This window comes from Clostridium tetani, from assembly GCF_900167265.1.
Taxonomy (GTDB): Bacteria; Bacillota; Clostridia; order Clostridiales; family Clostridiaceae; genus Clostridium_G; species Clostridium_G tetani.
Genome location: NZ_FUWT01000002.1, coordinates 368811 through 387377 on the forward strand (window position 1 = coordinate 368811; position 18567 = coordinate 387377).

An 18567-nucleotide genomic window follows, 5' to 3' on the forward strand; every position below is an offset into this window, starting at 1 on the left:
CTTATGAAAAAGCTCCAAGATAATAAAATGGGAAGTATTGACTTTCTTATGTTTTGTGTAATTATGTTGTTAGTTGCCATTGGAGTTGTAATGGTGTATAGTGCTAGCTCATATTTTGCTTTTTATAAACATGAAGATAGTATGTATTTTTTAAAAAGACAGGGTTTATGGGCTATTTTAGGCATATTTTGTATGTTTGCTACTATAAATATTGATTATCATAAATATAAAAGGCATACCAAAATGCTTATGTTAATAACCACTGTATTATTATTAGTAGTATTTGCTTTTACTGAGGTAAATGGAGCTAGAAGATGGATACGATTAGGTCCTGCAAGTTTTCAACCCTCGGAAATAGCTAAATACATGGTAGTTATTTATCTTGCAAAAAGTATTGAAAGCAAAGGAGAAAGAATAAGAACTTTTACCTATGGAGTTATACCTTATTTATTAGTTGCAGGATTTTATGCAGGACTTGTATATGCGGAAAAAAATCTAAGTATTGCTACAGTAATTATGATGGTTACTTTTATTATACTGTTTGTAGCAGGGGCAAGATTTTCCCATTTAATAGCAATTGTTATTCCTGTTATTTCAGCAGGGGTTGCAGCTATTCTATTAACACCATTTAGACTGGGAAGACTTCTTAGTTTTAGGAATCCATGGGTGGATCCTAAAGGGAAAGGATATCAGTTAATACAATCCTTTTTAGCTTTAGGATCAGGAGGAATTTGGGGTGTTGGATTAGGACAGTCAAGGCAAAAGTGTTATTATATTCCTGAACCTCATAATGATTTTATATTTGCAGTTATAGGAGAAGAGTTAGGTCTTATAGGATGTACTTTTATAATATTGCTTTTTGTAATTTTTGCATGGAGAGGTATAGTTACAGCAGTCAAGGCAAAAGATACTTTTGGAACATTAACAGCAATAGGGATAACCTCAGTTATAGGTGTGCAGGCTTTAATCAATATTGCCGTTGTAACAGGTTCTATACCAGTAACAGGAGTTCCATTACCCTTTATAAGCTATGGAGGATCTTCTTTAGTTCTTAATATGATGGCTATGGGAATTCTTTTAAATATATCAAGGCAAAAAAGTAATATATAAATTATAGCATTGCGAAAATCCCGCAATGCTATAATTTATATAATGAATAAGTAACAATGAATAATTGCTGAACGAAATATAGAATAATTATCCATAATTATTTATTATTTACTATTAGTTATTCATTGAAAAAAGTGTTATTATTATAATAGTTAGGAATTTTATATATTTTGAGAATGGAGTTAAAAATGATGGGGAATGTTAATAAATCTAATAAAACCAATGAGTATATACTGAGAAGACATAAAAAAAAGAGAAAGAAAAAATTGATAATTTTTAGTATTTTACTTATTTCTATACTCGTAACTCTTTGCTTTAAACATCCTTTTTTTAATGTTAAGATAGTAGAGGTAAAAGATAATAAAAGTATAAAAAAAGAGTCAATAATTAAGTCATCTCAGATAAGTAATGAGAATAATATTTTTTATCTTAATTTAAATAATGTAAAAAATAATATAATGAGTAATCCTTATATTTTAGATGCTCAGATTAAAAGAAAACTACCAAACAAAATTGTAATACATATAAAAGAAAGAGTGGCATTATATTATATAGAAAAGGATAAAAAATTTTATATTATAGACAATAATGGGTATGTATTAGAAAAAAAAGATAATATAAAAAATATGAAATTAGTTAGGGTAGATGGTATAAAGAAAAAAGATTATAATGTAGGAGAGCCTATATTTGAACAGGGAAATATAAGGAAGAATTTTATGAAAAATTTAGCCAGTTTAATTGATAAAAAAGATAATAACTATGAAATAGCTATAGTAAATATAGAAAATATGAATAATATTCAACTTAAGTATAGAAATATACAAATAATAATAGGAGATGATGAAGACTTAGATAAAAAATTAAATAAAGCTTTTAGTATATTACTGCAAAAAGAGGAAATAAGGGGAGCTAAAGAAGGATATATAAATGTGAGTTTTAAAGGTAACCCTGTAGTATTTATAAAATAGTGGTATAGTATTAAACTTGTAAATGTAAATAGAAAAAAACAGGAGGAAAATCTATATGAGGAAAATTAGTTCTCAAGTAAGTGTGGCAATTGTCTGTGCTATTTTAGGATTTATGGTAGCCTATCAATTTAAGGTTATATTTAAACAGGAAAGTTTGACTGTTAATCCGTACAACAGTGCTGATATAGTGAAAGAAATTGAACAATACAAAAAAGAAAAAGAAAGATTGAATATCAAGATAAATGATTTACAAGGTAAAGTTACAGAATATGAAGAAGCAGCGGCAAATATAGATGATACAAATAAAAGTTTATTAAAAGAATTAGAAAAAACTCGTCTACTTACAGGAACTACAGATGTAGAAGGACCAGGTATAACAATATATTTAGTTCCAAGTTCGGGTATATTTGGAAATGGGAATATGAAAATATCAGATAGACAATTAGTTTATTTAGTAAATGAGCTAAAATTTGCAGGAGCGGAGGCTATATCCATAAATGATATAAGAATAACTGGAAGAACGGGTATTAGAATATCTGGAGATATGATATCTATAAATGGTGAAGATAGAGTTTCACCTTCTAAAAGGATAACTATAAAAGCTGTAGGAAATAAAACTAATTTAGAAACTATTTTTAGTTTTCCAGAAGTACTAATCAATTTTAAGGGAATCGATGTTAAATATGAAACTTCAGATAATATAAAAATTGAAAAGTGTAATAAAACTTATAAATTTGAATATGCAAAACCAGTTAAGGTGAAGCAAGAGTAATTTCGGGGAGGGATCTAGGTTGATAGCATTTTTAGGATTAATAATAGGTGTTATAATTGGTGCAGTTTGGAATGTAAGTATTCCTGAAAAATTTTCTCCATATATGTCAGTAGCAATACTCGCTTGTCTAGACTCGGTGTTTGGTGCTATAAGAGCTACTATGTCAAAAAACTTTCAAGCAGATATATTTATCTCAGGTTTTTTTGGTAATGCTGTGTTAGCAGCAGCATTAGCTTATCTTGGAGATAAATTAGGTGTTCCAATATACATTGCAGCAGTTATTGTTTTTGGAGGAAGGATATTCGATAATTTTGCTATTATAAGGCGTTTGTTGATAGAAAAAGCTAGGTCACGATAATGAGGTGAACATAGATGAGATATAATGAAGCTAAGATATTTGTATTTATAGCCTCTATAATAATAGGTATACTGGTAGCTTTAAATATTAGTTTTTCAAGAGAAGAAAAATCTATATTTTTAAATAGTAAAGACTATCAAGAGGCTTATGTTTATAGAAGTCAGTTAATAAACGACATTAGCAATTTAAATGAAATTAAGGCAAATTATAATAGAAAGTTTTCAAATTATAATGTTAATGAAAAAGATAAAAAAAAGATAATAGAAGAAGTTAAAATGCAAATAGAGGAAAATAACATTAATATAGGTCTTGTAGATATGGAAGGACCTGGTATAGAGCTCACAATGGAGGATGCTAGTAGAGACTTTGAAGATAGCGATGAATTTTATGAGGATAGGAATTCAAAATTAATACATAATACTGACATGATACAGGTAGTAAATGACCTTTTAAATGGTGGAGCTGAAGCTATATCTATAAATGGTCATAGAGTAATTAGTAGTAGCAGCATATTTTGTAATGGACTTTTTTTAAGAATAAATGGAGTACAGATAGGAACTCCATTTTATATAAAAGCTATAGGTAACAAAGATGCTATGAAAAATTATATCCTTTCAGAAGAAAGTTATGTAAAATCTTTAATGCTTCGAGGAATACAAATTGAAATAGAAGAAGAAGATAATTTAATAGTACCAGCTTTTTATGGTAAAACAGAAAATAAATTCATAAAAATAATAAAAGAATAAAGTTTTGAAGGAATTTTAAGGTTTATGAAGAATATTTAACATAAGTGGAATTATAGTTAAGAGGTGACCAAAATGTCAATTTCTGAAAACTTACATGCTATTAAAAAAGAAATAGGAAATAATGTGAATTTAATAGCAGTATCAAAAACAAAACCCATAGAAGATATAGATAAGGCCTATAATTTAGGAATAAGGGACTTTGGAGAGAATAAAGTTCAAGAATTAGTAGAAAAAATAGACAAATTTCAAAAAGAAGATATAAGGTGGCATCTTATAGGACATCTTCAAAGAAATAAAGTTAAGTATATAGTAGGTAAAGTTTATTTAATACATTCTTTAGATAGTATTAGGTTACTAAAGGAAATAGAAAGAAAATATAAAGATGAAGATAAAGTAGCTAAAGTACTTATACAAATTAACATAGGTGAAGATGAAAATAAATATGGTATAAAAGTAGAAGAGCTAGAAGATATGATAAAAGCCTGTGAAGAATGTAGTAATGTAAAAATTGAAGGGTTAATGACTATTCTACCTATGGAAGATAGCGAAATTTGTAAAAGATACTTTAAACAAATGAAGAAAATCTTTGATGATTTAAAAAATAGAAGCTTTAAAAATATTGAAATGAAATATCTTTCTATGGGAATGTCTGGTGACTACAAAATAGCAATAGAGGAAGGCTCCAACATGATAAGAGTAGGTCAAGGCATATTTGGGAAAAGAGATTATAATAATTTATAAAGGAGGAAAATACTATGGCAGGAAAAGTTTTAAACAAAGTAATGGGATTTTTAGGATTAGAAGATGAATATGAATATGAAGAATATTATGAGGACACAGATGAACTTGAGAATTCCAATGAAAGTGCAGAATTTGAACCTATTATTCATTCTAATAAAAAACAAGGGAAAGTTGTAAGCATACATTCAACATCAACACCAAAAGTTTCAATTGTAAAACCAAAGACCTATGATGAGGTGGTAGATATTTGCGATGACTTAAAAGATGGAAAAATTGTCATAGTAAATTCTATAGAATTAGATCCTAAAGTAGGTCAAAGATTAGTGGACTTTGTAAGTGGAGCTACATACTCATTAAATGGAACTTTGGAAGAAATAGAAAAAGGAATATACATACTATCACCATCTAATGTTGAGGTGGATAGTGAGTTAAAAAACCAATTATCAAGCAAGGGAATGTTTAGTTGGAACAGATAGATGAAAGTTGGATGATGAAATGAGAATTGTTTTATTTAAAATGTTTAGTATAATTTTTAATATAATGGAAGCAGCAATTTTAATAGATATTTTATTATCTTTTTTAGGAAGAGGAATGAGAAATTCCTTTACTGAACTTGTTAGAACCATAACAGAACCACTATTAGCACCAGGAAGAAAAATACAAGAAATGATAGCACCTGGACTTATGCTTGATTTTTCTCCAATTTTTGCTTTCTTTATAATATCTATAATGAGAAAAATAGTGTTTTTATTAATATGATAATAAGCAAAAAGGATTTTGTAGATAAAGTAGATTTGGAGGATAAAAGCTTAATATCTAGTATATACGATAAGATATTATTATGTGAAAAAATAAATAGTGTAGTGTATACAGAGGAATTTTATCCTCCAAATATATGGAAAGCTATAGAGAATTTATCTCACCATTTATCTATAAAAGTTTACAGTAGTGGAGTATTCAAAGAGGCAGAAAGGAGAATGTTAGCATTTTCTCCAGATGAAGTTTGGTATTATCCCGTAGATTTACTTAAGATAGAAAACGGATCAAAATTTTTACCATTACGTCATAAGGATTACATGGGAGGAATTATGAGTCTTGGAATAAAAAGATATAAACTAGGTGACTTTATATTAAAAGATAATGTTTGCTATGTAGCTGTATGTCAAAGCTTAAGTGAATATATTGTAAATAATTTAACTTCTATTGGAAGAAATCCTTGTATAGTAAGTAAATTAGATTTATTTACAAAAGAATTACCTAATTATGAATTTGAGGACATTAATATAATAATTACTTCTCTGAGAATGGATTCTGTTGTGGCAAGTCTTGCTAATTTATCTAGAAGTAAAGGGGAAGAATTAATACAAAGTGGAAAAGTACTTTTAGATTACCTAACTGTAAAGGATAAAGCAAAAGTTGTAAAACCTAATAGTATTATAACTATAAGAGGACTTGGAAAATTTAAATTTATATGTGAGATAGGTGAAACTAATAGGGGACGAATAAAGGTTCTATTTAAGAAATTTAGCTAATTGTGAGGTGATACCCATGAAAACAACAGCTATGGACATAACTTCTAAAGAATTTAAAAAAGGTTTTAGAGGATATGATATAGATGAAGTGGATGAATTTTTAGATGAAATTGCAGAGGGGTATGAAAATATATACAAAGAAAACTCCATATTAAAAGAAAGAATACACAATATGGAGGAAAATTTAAATCACTATAATAAAATGGAAGAAACTATTCAAAATACCCTTATATTGGCACAAAATGCAGCAGAACAATCTAAAAAATCAGCTAAAAAAGAAGCGGATATGATAATAAAAAATGCTAATGAAACAGCCAAGAGAGTGCTAGATAAAGCGCATAATGACGTTGTTAAAGTAAATGATGATTTTGAAAAAACTAAACAAGAATTTGTAATGTTTAGAAATAAGTTTAAAAATTTTATGCAATCTCAATTAGAAATGTTCGAAGATATGGAAAAGGACTTCATTAAAAATTATAACATTGGAAACACCATAAATGAAATAAGATTAGAAGAAATAAATTTAGAAGCTAAAGATATAGAAAAAGAAAACATAAAAGAGAGTCTTGATGATTCCAATCTAGATATAGCAAAGGGAAATGAAATAGAAGAAGTAAAAAATTTCTTTGTAGAGTAAAAATCTCGCTCACTTTTGAGTGAGATTTTTTATAATATAGTTAGAAGAGTCAGGAGGGATACAATGAGGGAAATTGAAGTTGAAGGTGATAATAGATATAAAATATATATAGATACAAATTTAGACAAATTATATAAAGCTTTTGAAGATTACAAAATAAAGTCTAATAGTGAAATGTTTTTAATTACTGATGATAAAGTATACTCAATATATAAAGATAGAATAGAAATGTTAAAGAATATTTACAATATAAAAGAGTTTTATTTCAAAAATGGAGAGGAGAATAAAACCCTTGAAACTCTTCAAGAAATTTATTCTTTTTTAATGGAAAATAACGCTAAAAGAAATAGTATTATAATTGCATTAGGTGGAGGAGTTGTAGGAGACTTAGTGGGTTTTGTGGCATCTACTTATATGAGGGGAGTAAGATATATAAATATTCCAACTACTCTTTTATCTCAAATAGATAGTTGTGTAGGTGGAAAAGTAGGTTATAATTATAAGGGGATAAAAAATTTAATAGGAAGTTTTTATAACCCGGAATTCGTATTTATTTCCACTAACTTTTTAAAAACATTAGATTTTCAACGGTTTAAAGATGGTTTAGGGGAAGTTATTAAATATGGGTTGATATTAGATGAAGAAATAATAAGTTTTATAGAAGAAAATTACAAAGGTGTTTTAGAAAAAGAAAGTGATAAATTACTTTATATAACTAGAACCTGTTTAATATTAAAAAAACAAGTTATAGAAATGGATTATAAAGACTTAGGATTTAGAAACATTTTAAACTTTGGTCATACTATAGGACATGCCATTGAAATGACCTCTAAAAATAAAATAACTCATGGTGAAGCGGTAGCACTGGGAATGCTTGTATCACTAAAACTTTCTGAACATATTTATGGTTTAGATAAAAATTTATATTATAGAATGGAAAAATTATATAAGAAATTAGGATTACCTACTAAGTATAAAGTTGACAATTATAATTTATTTATGTATGCTATTAATCATGATAAAAAAAATAAGGATAATATTAGGTTTGTTTTGTTAAAGGATGTAGAAAAACCTGAAGTTAAAATAGAGGTAAATAAAGAAGAAATATTAAAGGCTATAGAAGAAAGCATTAATTAATGAATAAGTAATAATGAATAATTATGGATATTTTTCTTCGCTTTACTCTGAAAAATTTTATCCTTGATTATTCACTATTCGCTGTTAGCAAAGTATATTAAAGGAGGATACTACGTATGAAAATAGGAATTATTGGAGCAATGGATGAGGAAGTAGCACCTTTATTAGAGGAATTAAAAGTAAAGAAGAAATTAGTAAAGGCTCAAATGGAATTTAACGAAGGAACTCTATGGGAAAAAGACGTAGTTGTGGTTAGAAGTGGAATAGGTAAGGTAAATGCAGCGGTTTGTGCTCAAATACTAGTAGATGATTTTCAAGTGGATGTCCTTATAAATGTAGGAGTAGCAGGTGGTGTTGGAGAAGAAGTATACCCTGGAGATGTGGTAATAGGAGATAGTTTAATACAACATGATATTGATGCTTCAGCATTTGGAGAAAAGTTAGGTCAAATTCCTAGAATGGATGTATTTGATTTTGAATGTGATAAGACTTTAGTTGAAAAGGCAAAAGATGCTTGTAATAAAATGAATGAATGTAAATCTTTTGTGGGAAGAATAGTAACAGGAGATCAATTTATAGCAGATCCTGAAAAAATAAGATGGTTAAATAAAGAATTTTCTGCCCTTACATGTGAAATGGAGGGAGGAAGTATTGCTCAAGTATGTCATCTAAATAATATACCTTTTGTAGTTATAAGATCTGCTTCTGACAATGCAAATAATGGTGCTCATATAGAATATGAGAAGTTCAAACCTATTGCTGTGAAAAACTCTGTAAACATACTAAAGAATATGCTAGAAACTATGTAGGTGATAAAATAATGGAAAATCTATTAGTAGATTTAAAAACAGGAGAAAAAATAAAAGTAAAAGTAGGGGAACTAACTTTTGGAGGAGAGGAAAAGATAATTATATCCGGCCCTTGCTCCGTAGAAAAGTTTGAAACTATGGAAAAAATTGCTAAAACTTTAAAAGAAAAAGGTACACATATGTTAAGAGGAGGGGCTTTTAAACCAAGAACCTCTCCCTATGATTTTCAAGGTTTAGGTTTTGAAGGATTTAAAATATTAAAAGCCTTAAGAGAGAAATTTAATATGCCTGTAGTATCCGAAGTCTTAGATACTAGGCATGTGGAGAAAGCGTTAGATTATATTGATATGATCCAAATAGGCTCTAGAAATATGTACAATTATAGTTTATTAAAAGAAGTGGGAAAAACCAATAAGCCAGTTCTTTTAAAAAGAGGTATGAGTGCTACTTTAAAAGAATGGTTAAATGCAGCGGAATACATAATGGCAGAAGGAAATAACAACGTAGTGCTTTGTGAAAGAGGGATTAGAACCTTTGAAAACTATACTAGAAATACTTTGGATTTAAATAGTGTTGCTGTAATAAAGGAAAAATACAGATTACCTGTTATAGTAGACCCTAGCCATGGAACAGGTATTAGACAGATAGTTCCAATTATGAGTATGGCCGCTATTGCAGCAGGAGCAGATGGTATTATGGTGGAGAGTCATATTAATCCAGAACACTCTATATCTGACTCTAAAGAAACGGTGTCCTTAGAGGTTATTGGAAATATAGTAGAGAATATAAGAAAAGGAAGATTGTTTTAATGCATAAGGAAGAAACTTTTAACCAGTGTGCACTTACTATTAATGGATACAAGTCCGAGGTTAAAAAGACCTATGAACTTCCAGGTGATAAATCTGTAGGTCATAGGTCTCTTTTAATTGGAGCCTTGCCAAAAGGAGAATATAAAATAAGAAATTTTCCTCAAAGTAGAGATTGTTTAACTACTTTGAAAATAATGGAAGAGCTAGGTGTGAAAGTTAAAGTTCTTAAAGATTATATATTAGTAAACTCACCGGGGTATGAAAATTTTAAAAAGAAAATTGATTATATAGACTGTGGAAATTCTGGAACTACTTCAAGGCTTATAGCAGGTATATTAGCAGGTGTAGGAGTGGAAACTAATTTAGTAGGTGATAAATCCCTCTCTATAAGACCTATGAAAAGAATAGTAGACCCTCTAAATTCTATGGGAGCTAATATAGAGATGGAAAAAGATCATATGCCCTTAATTTTTAAAGGTAATGGAGAACTAAAGGGTATTGATTATACTATGGAAATTGCCTCTGCCCAGGTGAAATCCTGCATTTTATTAGCTGGATTTTTATCAGAAGGTGTTACAAAGGTAAGAGAATTAAGTCCTACAAGAGATCACACAGAAAGAATGTTAAAATACATAGAAGGGAATATAAAAATAGAAAATAAAGAAATAGAAATCGAAAATTCTACCATAAAGAGTAAAGATATTTATGTTCCAGGAGATATATCTTCAGCAGCATATATTATAGCCTGTGCCATATTAGGAGAAGACTGTGAAATTATTTTAGAAAATGTATTGTTGAATGAGAATAGAAGAAAATACTTGGACTTATTAAAGAAAATGGGAGCTAACTTAAAGTACTTAGAGAAAAATCAGTGTAATGGAGAACATGTAGGTAATATTTTAGTTAAGAGTAGTTTTTTAAAGGGTATAAGTATAGGAAAAGAAATTACGCCTTATATAATAGATGAAATACCTATAATATCCCTTATAGCCTCCTTTGCAGAAGGAAAGACCATATTTGAAAATGTAGAGGAGTTAAAGTACAAAGAAAGTGATAGAATAAAGGCAATTATGGTGAATTTAAAGTCACTTGGGGTAAAAACAGAATTAGTAGAAAATAATTTAATTATCTATGGAGGACTTTCTAAGATAAATAAAGAAATTAATATTAGAACCTTTAATGATCACAGAATAGCATTAACTTTTTTGTGTTCAGCTATGAGAAATAGTGAAAAAACTTATATAGATAATTGGGATTGTGTAGCCATATCCTTTCCAAATTCTTTGAATTATTTTAAGGATTTTTTCAGAATAAATTAATCCTTTAAAGACATAATAATTATACAAGTCTTAAAAGGAAAGGAGATAAAACATGGATAAAGAGAGGCTACAACACTTTAAAAATAGGCTCTTAAAAGAGAAAAGAGAAGTTATGGAAACTATAGATTTAATGAAAAAAGCAGACACCATAAATTCTAATGAAGAATTTTCTCAAGAATTATCTTCTTATGATAATCATCCTTCAGATACGGCTTCAGAATTATTTGATAAGGAAAGAGGATTGGCTTTTAAAGGTAACGAGATTAATATATTAAATAAAATAGAATCTTCACTAGAGAGTATTGAAAAAGGTCAATATGGAAATTGTAAAAATTGTGGTAAGAGAATAAACGAAGATAGATTGGAATTTATTCCTTATGCTGAAAACTGTATAGAATGTCAAAAGGAACTTAATTCATCAGTGAATTTTAATAAAGATAAAAGAGGTTTCCATCCTAAAAATAGATCAATAGAAGAAGAGGCATTACTTTCAAATTGGAGAAGATACAGAAATAATAGATACTCCTTTGATAGAGAAGAGGCCTATGAAAGTGTAAGTATGATTAATAAAAGAGATTATATGCAAGATGACCTTTTATTAGATGGAGATGAAGATGAAGAAGAAGGATTTGTAGAGAAAGTAGAAAAAATAAGCAATGAACAATATAAAAATAGCATGGAGTAGTTAGAAAAGAGCTAGCTCTTTTCTAAATCTTTTTGCTAGCATAGGGGGTTCTTATGGAGATTATTATAATAGTTTTAGGTATAATTTTAGATAGAGTAACTAAATTGTGGGCAATAAAAAGACTTTCTATAGGAGAGGATATAGTAGTCATAAAAGATTTTTTTAGTTTTTCTTATTTAGAAAATAGAGGAGCAGCCTTTGGTATTTTTAAAGATAAACAGTTGTTCTTAATATCTATTACAATGGTGGCTATTTTACTTATGATGTTTTATCTATTTATTAATAAAACCAATCCTAAGATACTGAAAATAAGTCTTTCTTTAATAATAAGCGGAGCCATTGGGAATTTAATAGATAGAATTAAATATAGATACGTAGTAGATTTTATATTTTTCCATTATAAAGATAAATACCATTTCCCTATTTTTAACATAGCAGATGTATTAGTAAGTTTAGGTACAATATTATTAATTATTTTCATTATAAAGGAAGATGGATATGAAGATAGAAAAATTTTTAGTTAAAGAAGAATTTGAAAATGAAAGATTGGATTTATTTATTGTAGAAAATCTTAAAGATAAATCTAGATCTTTTATAAAGAAGTTATCAGATGACAAAGGGATAATGGTAAATGATGAAATAAAAAAAGTAAATTATAAGGTTAAATGTGGAGATATAGTAAAAGTATTATTACCAAAAGAAGAAGGTATTTACTTAGAAAAAGAGAATATGGATTTAAATATATTATATGAAGATGAAGATATAATAGTTATAAATAAGCCACAAGGAATGGTTGTTCATCCTGGAGTAGGTAATACAAAAGGAACCCTAGTAAATGGACTGTTAGCTCACTGCAAAAGTTTATCAAATATAAACGGAGAAGAAAGACCAGGTATAGTACATAGAATAGATAAGGATACTTCAGGAATTCTAGTTATAGCAAAAACAAATAGAGCTCATGAACATTTGGCAAATCAGTTAAAGGATCATTCAATGCTTAGGGTGTATATGGCATTGACAGAAGGTGTAATTAAAGAGGATATGGGAACCATAGATAAAGACTTAGGCAGAAATCCATCAGATAGAATAAAGTTTGCAGTAGTTGATGAGGGTAAAAGAGCTGTAACTCACTACAAGGTTATAAACAGATATAATAATAATTCTCTAATTGAGTGTAGACTTGAAACAGGAAGAACTCATCAAATAAGAGTGCATATGAGCTACATTGGACATCCCATTGTAGGAGACCCAACATATGGATATAAAAGACAAAAGTTTAAGCTAAAGGGACAAATGCTTCATGCAAAAAAATTGGGTTTTATTCACCCAACTAATGGAGAATATATGGAATTTGATAGTGAAATACCAGAGGAATTTAAAAAAATACTAGAAATTTTAGAAAAACAGTTGAAATAGTTACAATAAAGTGATACTATAATTAAAAGTAAATCCTTTAAAGTGATCCAGAGAGGTCAGAAGGCGTTTTAAAAGAGAACTAATGTAATTATTTGTAGATAAAAGCGTCTTCACACATAGTTGAGATGCTTTTTTTATGTAATTTTATCCTTGGAGGTGAAAGATTTGAAATTAAAAGCTTTTGTACTGGATGATAAGTCTATGAAAAGGGCTTTGGTCCGTATAGCACATGAGATAATAGAAAAAAACAAAGATGTAGAGGATTTAGTTATAGTAGGAGTAAAAAGAAGAGGGTATCCACTTGCTAAAAGAATAGCCGAAAATATCCAAAATATTGAAGGGCAATTAGTACCAGTAGGTAGTGTAGATATAACCTTATACAGAGACGATTTAAGTAAAAAATATGATCAACCTAAAATTAAAGATGAAAATATAGATGTAGATGTAGAAAATAAAAAAGTTATAATAGTAGATGATGTTATATATACAGGAAGAACAGTAAGGGCAGCAATAGATGCCATATTCCACAATGGAAGACCTAGAATGATACAATTAGCAGTAGTGGTAGATAGAGGACATAGAGAACTTCCAATAAGGGCAGATTATGTTGGAAAAAATATACCTACATCTAAAAATGAATTAGTTTCTGTAGAAGTAGAAGAATTTGATGGAGTAGATTCAGTTAAGATATTTGAATAAACTCTGGTTATTAACTAGAGAATTACTTTATATATACTTTTAAATTAGTCCGGTGAGACTAAAAAAGGAGGAATTATTAATGAAAAATTATGTAGACATTGACGAAAAATTACCTATTTACAAAACCATCCCTTTAAGCTTACAACATTTATTTGCCATGGTAGGAGCTACAATTTTAGTACCTATGTTAACAGGTATGAGTCCATCTATAGCATTATTTTGTAGTGGAATAGGAACTCTATTGTATATACTATGTACTAAGGCTAAGTTACCAGCATATATAGGATCATCCTTTGCCTTTATAGGACCAATGACAGTAGCATCTTCAGCCTATGGCACAAGTGCTATGTTATCTGGAGTCATTGCAGCAGGAATTGTATATGCACTAGTATCAGTTATAATAAGTTTTACAGGAACAGAATGGCTAAATAAATTACTTCCACCAATAGTAGTAGGTTCTGTTGTAATAGTTATAGGTCTAGGGCTAGCATCTGTTGCTATAAACTGGGCAGGATTAAATACTACATTTACAGTAGATTCTATGAATCATGTTTCAAGAGGAGCTTGGATAGCAGTATCAATGATAACTTTAGGAACTGGAGTTTTAGGAACTATGTATTTTAAAGGTTTCTTAGGGGTAATACCTATATTAATTGCAATGATTACAGGTTATATATCTGCTTTAATTTTGGGAGTAATACCACAAGAAGTTTTAAATAGAATAACAGAAGCAACTTTCTTTCAGCTACCAGCCTTTACAAAACCAAGTTTTAATATAAATGCAGTTATACTTATGGCACCAGTAGCCTTTGTAACTTTAGCTGAACATATAGGACATGTTTATGTAACTAATAATGTAGTAGCAAAAGACTTTACTAAAGATCCAGGACTCCATAGATCTATACTTGGAGATGGTGTAGCTACAATATTTGCAGGTCTTGTAGGAGGACCTCCAAATACAACTTATGGTGAAAATGTAGGGGTTATGGCTATAACAAAAGTGTATAGTGTATGGGTAATAGGAGGAGCTGCAATAATTGCTATAATGTTATCCTTTATAGGACCTGTAGCCACAATAATTGAAACTATGCCAATGCCGGTAATGGGAGGAGTAAGTATACTTTTGTTTGGAATAATAGCTTCCTCAGGCTTTAGGGTTTTTGTAGAAGATAAAGTTGATTTTAGTAAAAAGAGAAATTTAGTTATAGCTTCAGTTATAATAGTTTTGGGTATAGGAGGAGCTGCTATAAAACTAAGCCTAAACGGTTCAGAAATAGAAATTGCAGGAGTTGCATTGGCAACCTTAGCAGGAATAGTATTAAATCTAATACTACCAGCTAAAAGTAGCACAGAAGAAGAGGAAACAGAAGATACAAAAGATAAAAAAGATTTAGAAAAAGCAATTTAAAAAAATCAGCCTTTAGGGCTGATTTTTTTTAGTAGCAAAGGACAATTTTATCAATGCACATTAAATGAAATCTCTATGTTTTTTATTTTGTATTTTCAATTAATACTGTATAATAGTATATATAGTAAAATTTTAAGGAGGAGGAAAATGTTAGAATTAGCTAAGATACTAGCTATAGTGGATCCTGTGATTACTATAATGACTAAAATGGCATTTATTTTCTTTGCATACAAAGGAATACAAGTAATGAATGTTTATATAAATAAAAATAATAAAGGTGATTAAAATGAGAATATTTTCGTGGAATGTAAATGGATTAAGAGCAATAGCTAAAAAGAATTTTTTTAAATGGGTAGAAGAAGAAAAACCAGATGTATTTTGCTTACAAGAAACTAAAATTCAAGACCATCAGTTAGAGGATAATTTAAAAAATATAGAAGGATACAAGTCTTATTTTAGCTTTGCAGAGAAAAAAGGATATAGTGGAGTTGCAACTTATACAAAAACAGAACCTAAGAGTGTTTTAAATGGAATAGGTATTGAGGAATTTGACAATGAGGGAAGAGTACTTATAAGTGAATTTGAGGAATTTACTCTTCTAAATATTTATTTTCCTAATGGACAAATGAATGATGAAAGACTTGATTATAAATTAAGATTTTATGATGCCATTTTAGACTATTGTAATGATCTAGTAAGTAAAGGTAAAAAATTAATAATTTGTGGAGATTATAATACAGCACATAGAGAAATAGATTTAAAAAATCCTAAAAATAATGAAAAGTATTCAGGATTTTTGCCTATTGAAAGAGAATGGATAGATAAATTTATAAATAATGGATATGTTGATGTATATAGGAATTTTTATCCTGAAAAAGTTGAGTATTCTTGGTGGAGCTACAGATTTAAAGCTAGAGAAAGAAATGCAGGCTGGAGGATAGATTACTTCTTTGTATCTGATAATGTGCTTCCTTTAATAAAAGATACAAAAATACATACAGAGGTGCTCGGATCAGATCATTGTCCAATTGAATTAATATTAGATATACAAAAAGCTTGAAATAATTCAAGCTTTTTTACAATGTTTAAAACTTTATCGTATTTTTAATGGCAATAGTTTTCTTCCAATCACTCCATTTAACATCGAAATTATCACTATTTTCTTTACAGTACCTATAGAAGTTTTTTAGAAAAGCAATTCTTTTGTTATTGCTAAAGGATTTAATTTTATCTTCATTAAAGCCTGCTAGCAATAATTGTCTTCGTACAATATCATCAAATGAAACTTCTTTTGAATTTTTAATCATATCATACATAATCATAAATGTAGAAGTTCTACCGATGCCTTGTTTACAATGAAAATGGAACCATGTATCTTTAGGTGTTGATTTTATTGAATCAACAAAATAATTAACCATATCATCTGTAGGTAGTTTAGTATCGGTAACGGGAACACGAAGATAAGATAATGAGTTAGAAGTAACAAGTGTATCTTCATTTTCTACATTTGTTGGAATTATAGTTATATTTTTGTGATTATAAAAAGTAATAGGCACATTTAATTTAATGCTATTTAATAGATTAATTTCTTTTGAGATAATTTCATCTCTAGTTAAACCCATATTAGCATTATTTTTTTCGCTAACCCAACTAACAGGCATACCATTAATAAAACCATGAGATTCTTCTCTTAAGTCAACAACTGTTATAGGTAAAGAAGTTTCTATGCTTTTTATTATAAGAGGTAAATTATACGCAGAAAATTGCTGGCTACCAGAAATATTTAGTTTATCAAGCCCATTAAGATTTATATTATTGTTTTTTATATTTTCTAAATTAGATGTTTTACGAAATCTCTTTGGCATGTCAGTATACTTTGATGTATCTAAAACAAGATTTAAATTAGTGGTATCTGAAGTGTATGCCAATGTAGATTCCATAGATAAGGATAAAAAAATACTTAAAAATATTAAAAAAGAAGATATATAAATTTTAAATTTTCTATTCAATTATTTTCACCTCATTTACATTAACTAATAGTATTTTAATTTAAGTATAGGATATGTTAACTATATACTTTGTATACAGGTAAGAATATGTATAATTAATTTACATATGGTAACTAATGTTACATCAAAATTTACAAAAGTAGTATACAATGTAATTGTAAATAAGACAAAAGAGGAGGTATAAAAATGAGTTTATTTTTAGGAAAAATACATTACTGGCTATTTGATAAAATAAAATGGTTTGAAAATTTAGAAGAGGTAATAATAAATTGGGCACAAGGAAAAAATGATTTAAAGGTAGAAGAATGGAAGGAAGAAATATATAGAAAATATGATTCACCATTAGAGGAAAAACCACTAGAAGAATTAATAGACGTATCAAATATACATGGCTGGCTACAAGATAGAATATCTAAAGCAGAAGGAAGACAGGCAGCTTTAATAACAAAAATATTAGAAGTTAACCCAGAATATATAGAGGATTTAAAGAAATTATTTATAAAAGAAGGATATGACATGGCAGAGAAATGTAAGGAAGTTACTAATGTAGAAGCTCCTAACGAAATGTTCAACACTTTAAATAATTTTATATTAGAGGGTATGCCTTGTGATAGAGTAAATGAAGAAGTAGAAAATACTGAAGTAAGTTATGTATGGAGAAATAGAATTTGTCTACATACACCTTATTGGAAAGAGGAAAATGGAGTTGTAGAGAATTTTTACATTTTAAGAAATGAATGGATTAAGTCTTTTATAGAAAATTTAAATGATAAATTTAAATTCACAAGTTTTATAGATGAAGAAAAAAGAAATTATAGAATAGAGGTGATTTAAATGAAGGCTATAGACTTAATGATGGAAGAACATAAAAATATTAAAAGAATGTTAAAAGTTGTTAGAGCATATTCTTATAAGATATTAAAAGGAGAAGAAGTTGATTACAATGATTTCTATAAAATGATAGATTTTATTAGAAACTATGCAGATAAACATCATCATTGCAAAGAGGAAGATGTTTTATTTCAAATAATTGATAGACAATTTAATATGAAAAATGGTCCTATAATGGGTATGTTAATAGAACATGATCAAGGAAGGCTTTTTATACAAAATTTAGAAACAGCATTAAAAGAGTTTGAAAATGGTGATGAGGAAAGTAAGTTAGATATAATAGCCAACGCTGTAAGTTATGCTGATTTACTAAATAGACATATAGATAAAGAAGATAGTACCATATACATGTTTGCCAATAGATCTTTATCTGAAGAAAATAAAGAAGAATTAAATAATATATCTTCCGAATTAGAAGCTAAAGCAAAAGAAAGTGGAACTCAAGATAAATATCTAAATATGTTAAAAGAATTAGAAGCAAAGATAATATAAAAAACAGACTAAAAAGTCTGTTTTTTTAT

General features: G+C 28.4%; 24 protein-coding genes. 23 read left to right on the forward strand and 1 reads right to left on the reverse strand.

Going from position 1 to position 18567, the window contains the following annotated elements:
* Positions 1–3 precede the first annotated feature (3 nt).
* The 21 genes from spoVE (at position 4) to B5D21_RS01860 (ending at position 16206) form a co-directional block, all read left to right on the forward strand.
* A complete protein-coding gene (spoVE, locus tag B5D21_RS01765) occupies positions 4–1110 on the forward strand; it encodes a stage V sporulation protein E (protein ID WP_011099832.1) in 1107 nt (368 codons plus the stop codon).
* Positions 1111–1301: 191 nt separating this feature from the next.
* Positions 1302–2078, forward strand: coding sequence for a cell division protein FtsQ/DivIB (locus B5D21_RS01770; RefSeq protein ID WP_052040340.1), 777 nt, complete (start codon positions 1302–1304; stop codon positions 2076–2078).
* Between the two features lie 55 nt (positions 2079–2133).
* Positions 2134–2850: a DUF881 domain-containing protein gene (locus B5D21_RS01775; protein WP_011099830.1), complete on the forward strand. Its 717-nt coding sequence runs from the start codon at positions 2134–2136 to the stop codon at positions 2848–2850.
* A 19-nt stretch (positions 2851–2869) separates the two neighbouring features.
* Positions 2870–3208, forward strand: coding sequence for a small basic family protein (locus tag B5D21_RS01780; protein ID WP_011099829.1), 339 nt, complete (start codon positions 2870–2872; stop codon positions 3206–3208).
* Positions 3209–3222: 14 nt separating this feature from the next.
* Entirely contained in the window at positions 3223–3954 is a 732-nt protein-coding gene (locus B5D21_RS01785; protein WP_035109584.1) for a DUF881 domain-containing protein, read from the forward strand.
* Positions 3955–4026: 72 nt separating this feature from the next.
* A complete protein-coding gene (locus B5D21_RS01790) occupies positions 4027–4695 on the forward strand; it encodes a YggS family pyridoxal phosphate-dependent enzyme (protein ID WP_035109585.1) in 669 nt (222 codons plus the stop codon).
* 14 nt (positions 4696–4709) lie between these two features.
* A complete protein-coding gene (locus B5D21_RS01795) occupies positions 4710–5171 on the forward strand; it encodes a cell division protein SepF (protein WP_011099826.1) in 462 nt (153 codons plus the stop codon).
* A gap of 7 nt (positions 5172–5178) precedes the next feature.
* Complete coding sequence (locus B5D21_RS01800) at positions 5179–5454, forward strand: YggT family protein (RefSeq protein WP_242651200.1); 276 nt, start codon at positions 5179–5181, stop codon at positions 5452–5454.
* Entirely contained in the window at positions 5451–6227 is a 777-nt protein-coding gene (locus B5D21_RS01805) for a YlmH family RNA-binding protein (RefSeq protein WP_011099825.1), read from the forward strand. Before B5D21_RS01800 ends, B5D21_RS01805 begins: the two co-directional genes overlap by 4 nt.
* 16 nt (positions 6228–6243) lie before the next feature.
* Entirely contained in the window at positions 6244–6864 is a 621-nt protein-coding gene (locus B5D21_RS01810; RefSeq protein ID WP_035109587.1) for a DivIVA domain-containing protein, read from the forward strand.
* Between the two features lie 63 nt (positions 6865–6927).
* The gene (gene aroB, locus B5D21_RS01815) at positions 6928–8001 is read left to right on the forward strand and encodes a 3-dehydroquinate synthase (protein ID WP_035125111.1); all 1074 of its coding nucleotides are present in this window, start codon (positions 6928–6930) and stop codon (positions 7999–8001) included.
* Positions 8002–8117: 116 nt separating this feature from the next.
* The gene (locus B5D21_RS01820; RefSeq protein WP_011099822.1) at positions 8118–8810 is read left to right on the forward strand and encodes a 5'-methylthioadenosine/adenosylhomocysteine nucleosidase; all 693 of its coding nucleotides are present in this window, start codon (positions 8118–8120) and stop codon (positions 8808–8810) included.
* 11 nt (positions 8811–8821) lie between these two features.
* Positions 8822–9619 (forward strand): 3-deoxy-7-phosphoheptulonate synthase, encoded by a 798-nt coding sequence (gene aroF, locus B5D21_RS01825; RefSeq protein ID WP_011099821.1) that lies wholly within the window; start codon positions 8822–8824, stop codon positions 9617–9619.
* Positions 9619–10938 carry a 3-phosphoshikimate 1-carboxyvinyltransferase gene (aroA, locus tag B5D21_RS01830; protein ID WP_011099820.1) on the forward strand — a complete coding sequence of 440 codons (1320 nt, stop codon included), beginning with the start codon at positions 9619–9621 and terminating at the stop codon, positions 10936–10938. The genes aroF and aroA overlap by 1 nt, the downstream gene beginning before the upstream one ends.
* A gap of 52 nt (positions 10939–10990) precedes the next feature.
* Complete coding sequence (locus B5D21_RS01835) at positions 10991–11623, forward strand: TraR/DksA C4-type zinc finger protein (RefSeq protein WP_011099819.1); 633 nt, start codon at positions 10991–10993, stop codon at positions 11621–11623.
* Between the two features lie 53 nt (positions 11624–11676).
* Positions 11677–12147 carry a signal peptidase II gene (lspA, locus tag B5D21_RS01840; protein ID WP_011099818.1) on the forward strand — a complete coding sequence of 157 codons (471 nt, stop codon included), beginning with the start codon at positions 11677–11679 and terminating at the stop codon, positions 12145–12147.
* A complete protein-coding gene (locus tag B5D21_RS01845) occupies positions 12122–13039 on the forward strand; it encodes an RluA family pseudouridine synthase (RefSeq protein WP_035109592.1) in 918 nt (305 codons plus the stop codon). Before lspA ends, B5D21_RS01845 begins: the two co-directional genes overlap by 26 nt.
* 165 nt (positions 13040–13204) lie before the next feature.
* Complete coding sequence (gene pyrR / locus B5D21_RS01850) at positions 13205–13738, forward strand: bifunctional pyr operon transcriptional regulator/uracil phosphoribosyltransferase PyrR (protein WP_035109593.1); 534 nt, start codon at positions 13205–13207, stop codon at positions 13736–13738.
* Positions 13739–13817: 79 nt separating this feature from the next.
* Positions 13818–15146, forward strand: coding sequence for a uracil permease (gene uraA / locus B5D21_RS01855; protein ID WP_035109594.1), 1329 nt, complete (start codon positions 13818–13820; stop codon positions 15144–15146).
* Positions 15147–15293: 147 nt separating this feature from the next.
* Positions 15294–15431 carry a hypothetical protein gene (locus B5D21_RS14005; RefSeq protein WP_155274210.1) on the forward strand — a complete coding sequence of 46 codons (138 nt, stop codon included), beginning with the start codon at positions 15294–15296 and terminating at the stop codon, positions 15429–15431.
* 1 nt (position 15432) lies between these two features.
* A complete protein-coding gene (locus tag B5D21_RS01860; RefSeq protein ID WP_035109595.1) occupies positions 15433–16206 on the forward strand; it encodes an exodeoxyribonuclease III in 774 nt (257 codons plus the stop codon).
* Positions 16207–16231: 25 nt separating this feature from the next.
* On the opposite strand, the gene B5D21_RS01865 is transcribed toward B5D21_RS01860, so the two are convergent.
* Positions 16232–17155, reverse strand: coding sequence for a fused DSP-PTPase phosphatase/NAD kinase-like protein (locus tag B5D21_RS01865; protein ID WP_011099813.1), 924 nt, complete (start codon positions 17153–17155; stop codon positions 16232–16234).
* Positions 17156–17341: 186 nt separating this feature from the next.
* Between B5D21_RS01865 and B5D21_RS01870 the strand changes: the two genes are divergently transcribed.
* Both B5D21_RS01870 and B5D21_RS01875 read left to right on the forward strand, forming a co-directional pair.
* Positions 17342–17989, forward strand: coding sequence for a hypothetical protein (locus B5D21_RS01870; RefSeq protein ID WP_011099812.1), 648 nt, complete (start codon positions 17342–17344; stop codon positions 17987–17989).
* Positions 17990–18538, forward strand: coding sequence for a hemerythrin domain-containing protein (locus tag B5D21_RS01875; RefSeq protein WP_011099811.1), 549 nt, complete (start codon positions 17990–17992; stop codon positions 18536–18538).
* Positions 18539–18567 lie beyond the last annotated feature (29 nt).

Bases quoted from the DNA above. Each gene is read 5' to 3' on its own strand.
- B5D21_RS01775 (WP_011099830.1), top strand. From the start codon at position 2,134: ATGAGGAAAATTAGTTCTCAAGTAAGTGTGGCAATTGTCTGTGCTATT.
- B5D21_RS01845 (WP_035109592.1), top strand. From the start codon at position 12,122: ATGAAGATAGAAAAATTTTTAGTTAAAGAAGAATTTGAAAATGAAAGA.
- uraA (WP_035109594.1), top strand. From the start codon at position 13,818: ATGAAAAATTATGTAGACATTGACGAAAAATTACCTATTTACAAAACC.
- spoVE (WP_011099832.1), top strand. From the start codon at position 4: ATGAAAAAGCTCCAAGATAATAAAATGGGAAGTATTGACTTTCTTATG.
- aroB (WP_035125111.1), top strand. From the start codon at position 6,928: ATGAGGGAAATTGAAGTTGAAGGTGATAATAGATATAAAATATATATA.
- B5D21_RS01785 (WP_035109584.1), top strand. From the start codon at position 3,223: ATGAGATATAATGAAGCTAAGATATTTGTATTTATAGCCTCTATAATA.
- B5D21_RS01810 (WP_035109587.1), top strand. From the start codon at position 6,244: ATGAAAACAACAGCTATGGACATAACTTCTAAAGAATTTAAAAAAGGT.
- B5D21_RS01835 (WP_011099819.1), top strand. From the start codon at position 10,991: ATGGATAAAGAGAGGCTACAACACTTTAAAAATAGGCTCTTAAAAGAG.
- aroF (WP_011099821.1), top strand. From the start codon at position 8,822: ATGGAAAATCTATTAGTAGATTTAAAAACAGGAGAAAAAATAAAAGTA.
- B5D21_RS01860 (WP_035109595.1), top strand. From the start codon at position 15,433: ATGAGAATATTTTCGTGGAATGTAAATGGATTAAGAGCAATAGCTAAA.
- B5D21_RS01770 (WP_052040340.1), top strand. From the start codon at position 1,302: ATGGGGAATGTTAATAAATCTAATAAAACCAATGAGTATATACTGAGA.
- B5D21_RS01820 (WP_011099822.1), top strand. From the start codon at position 8,118: ATGAAAATAGGAATTATTGGAGCAATGGATGAGGAAGTAGCACCTTTA.
- B5D21_RS01805 (WP_011099825.1), top strand. From the start codon at position 5,451: ATGATAATAAGCAAAAAGGATTTTGTAGATAAAGTAGATTTGGAGGAT.
- B5D21_RS01875 (WP_011099811.1), top strand. From the start codon at position 17,990: ATGAAGGCTATAGACTTAATGATGGAAGAACATAAAAATATTAAAAGA.
- B5D21_RS01790 (WP_035109585.1), top strand. From the start codon at position 4,027: ATGTCAATTTCTGAAAACTTACATGCTATTAAAAAAGAAATAGGAAAT.
- B5D21_RS01870 (WP_011099812.1), top strand. From the start codon at position 17,342: ATGAGTTTATTTTTAGGAAAAATACATTACTGGCTATTTGATAAAATA.
- B5D21_RS14005 (WP_155274210.1), top strand. From the start codon at position 15,294: ATGTTAGAATTAGCTAAGATACTAGCTATAGTGGATCCTGTGATTACT.
- aroA (WP_011099820.1), top strand. From the start codon at position 9,619: ATGCATAAGGAAGAAACTTTTAACCAGTGTGCACTTACTATTAATGGA.
- B5D21_RS01795 (WP_011099826.1), top strand. From the start codon at position 4,710: ATGGCAGGAAAAGTTTTAAACAAAGTAATGGGATTTTTAGGATTAGAA.
- lspA (WP_011099818.1), top strand. From the start codon at position 11,677: ATGGAGATTATTATAATAGTTTTAGGTATAATTTTAGATAGAGTAACT.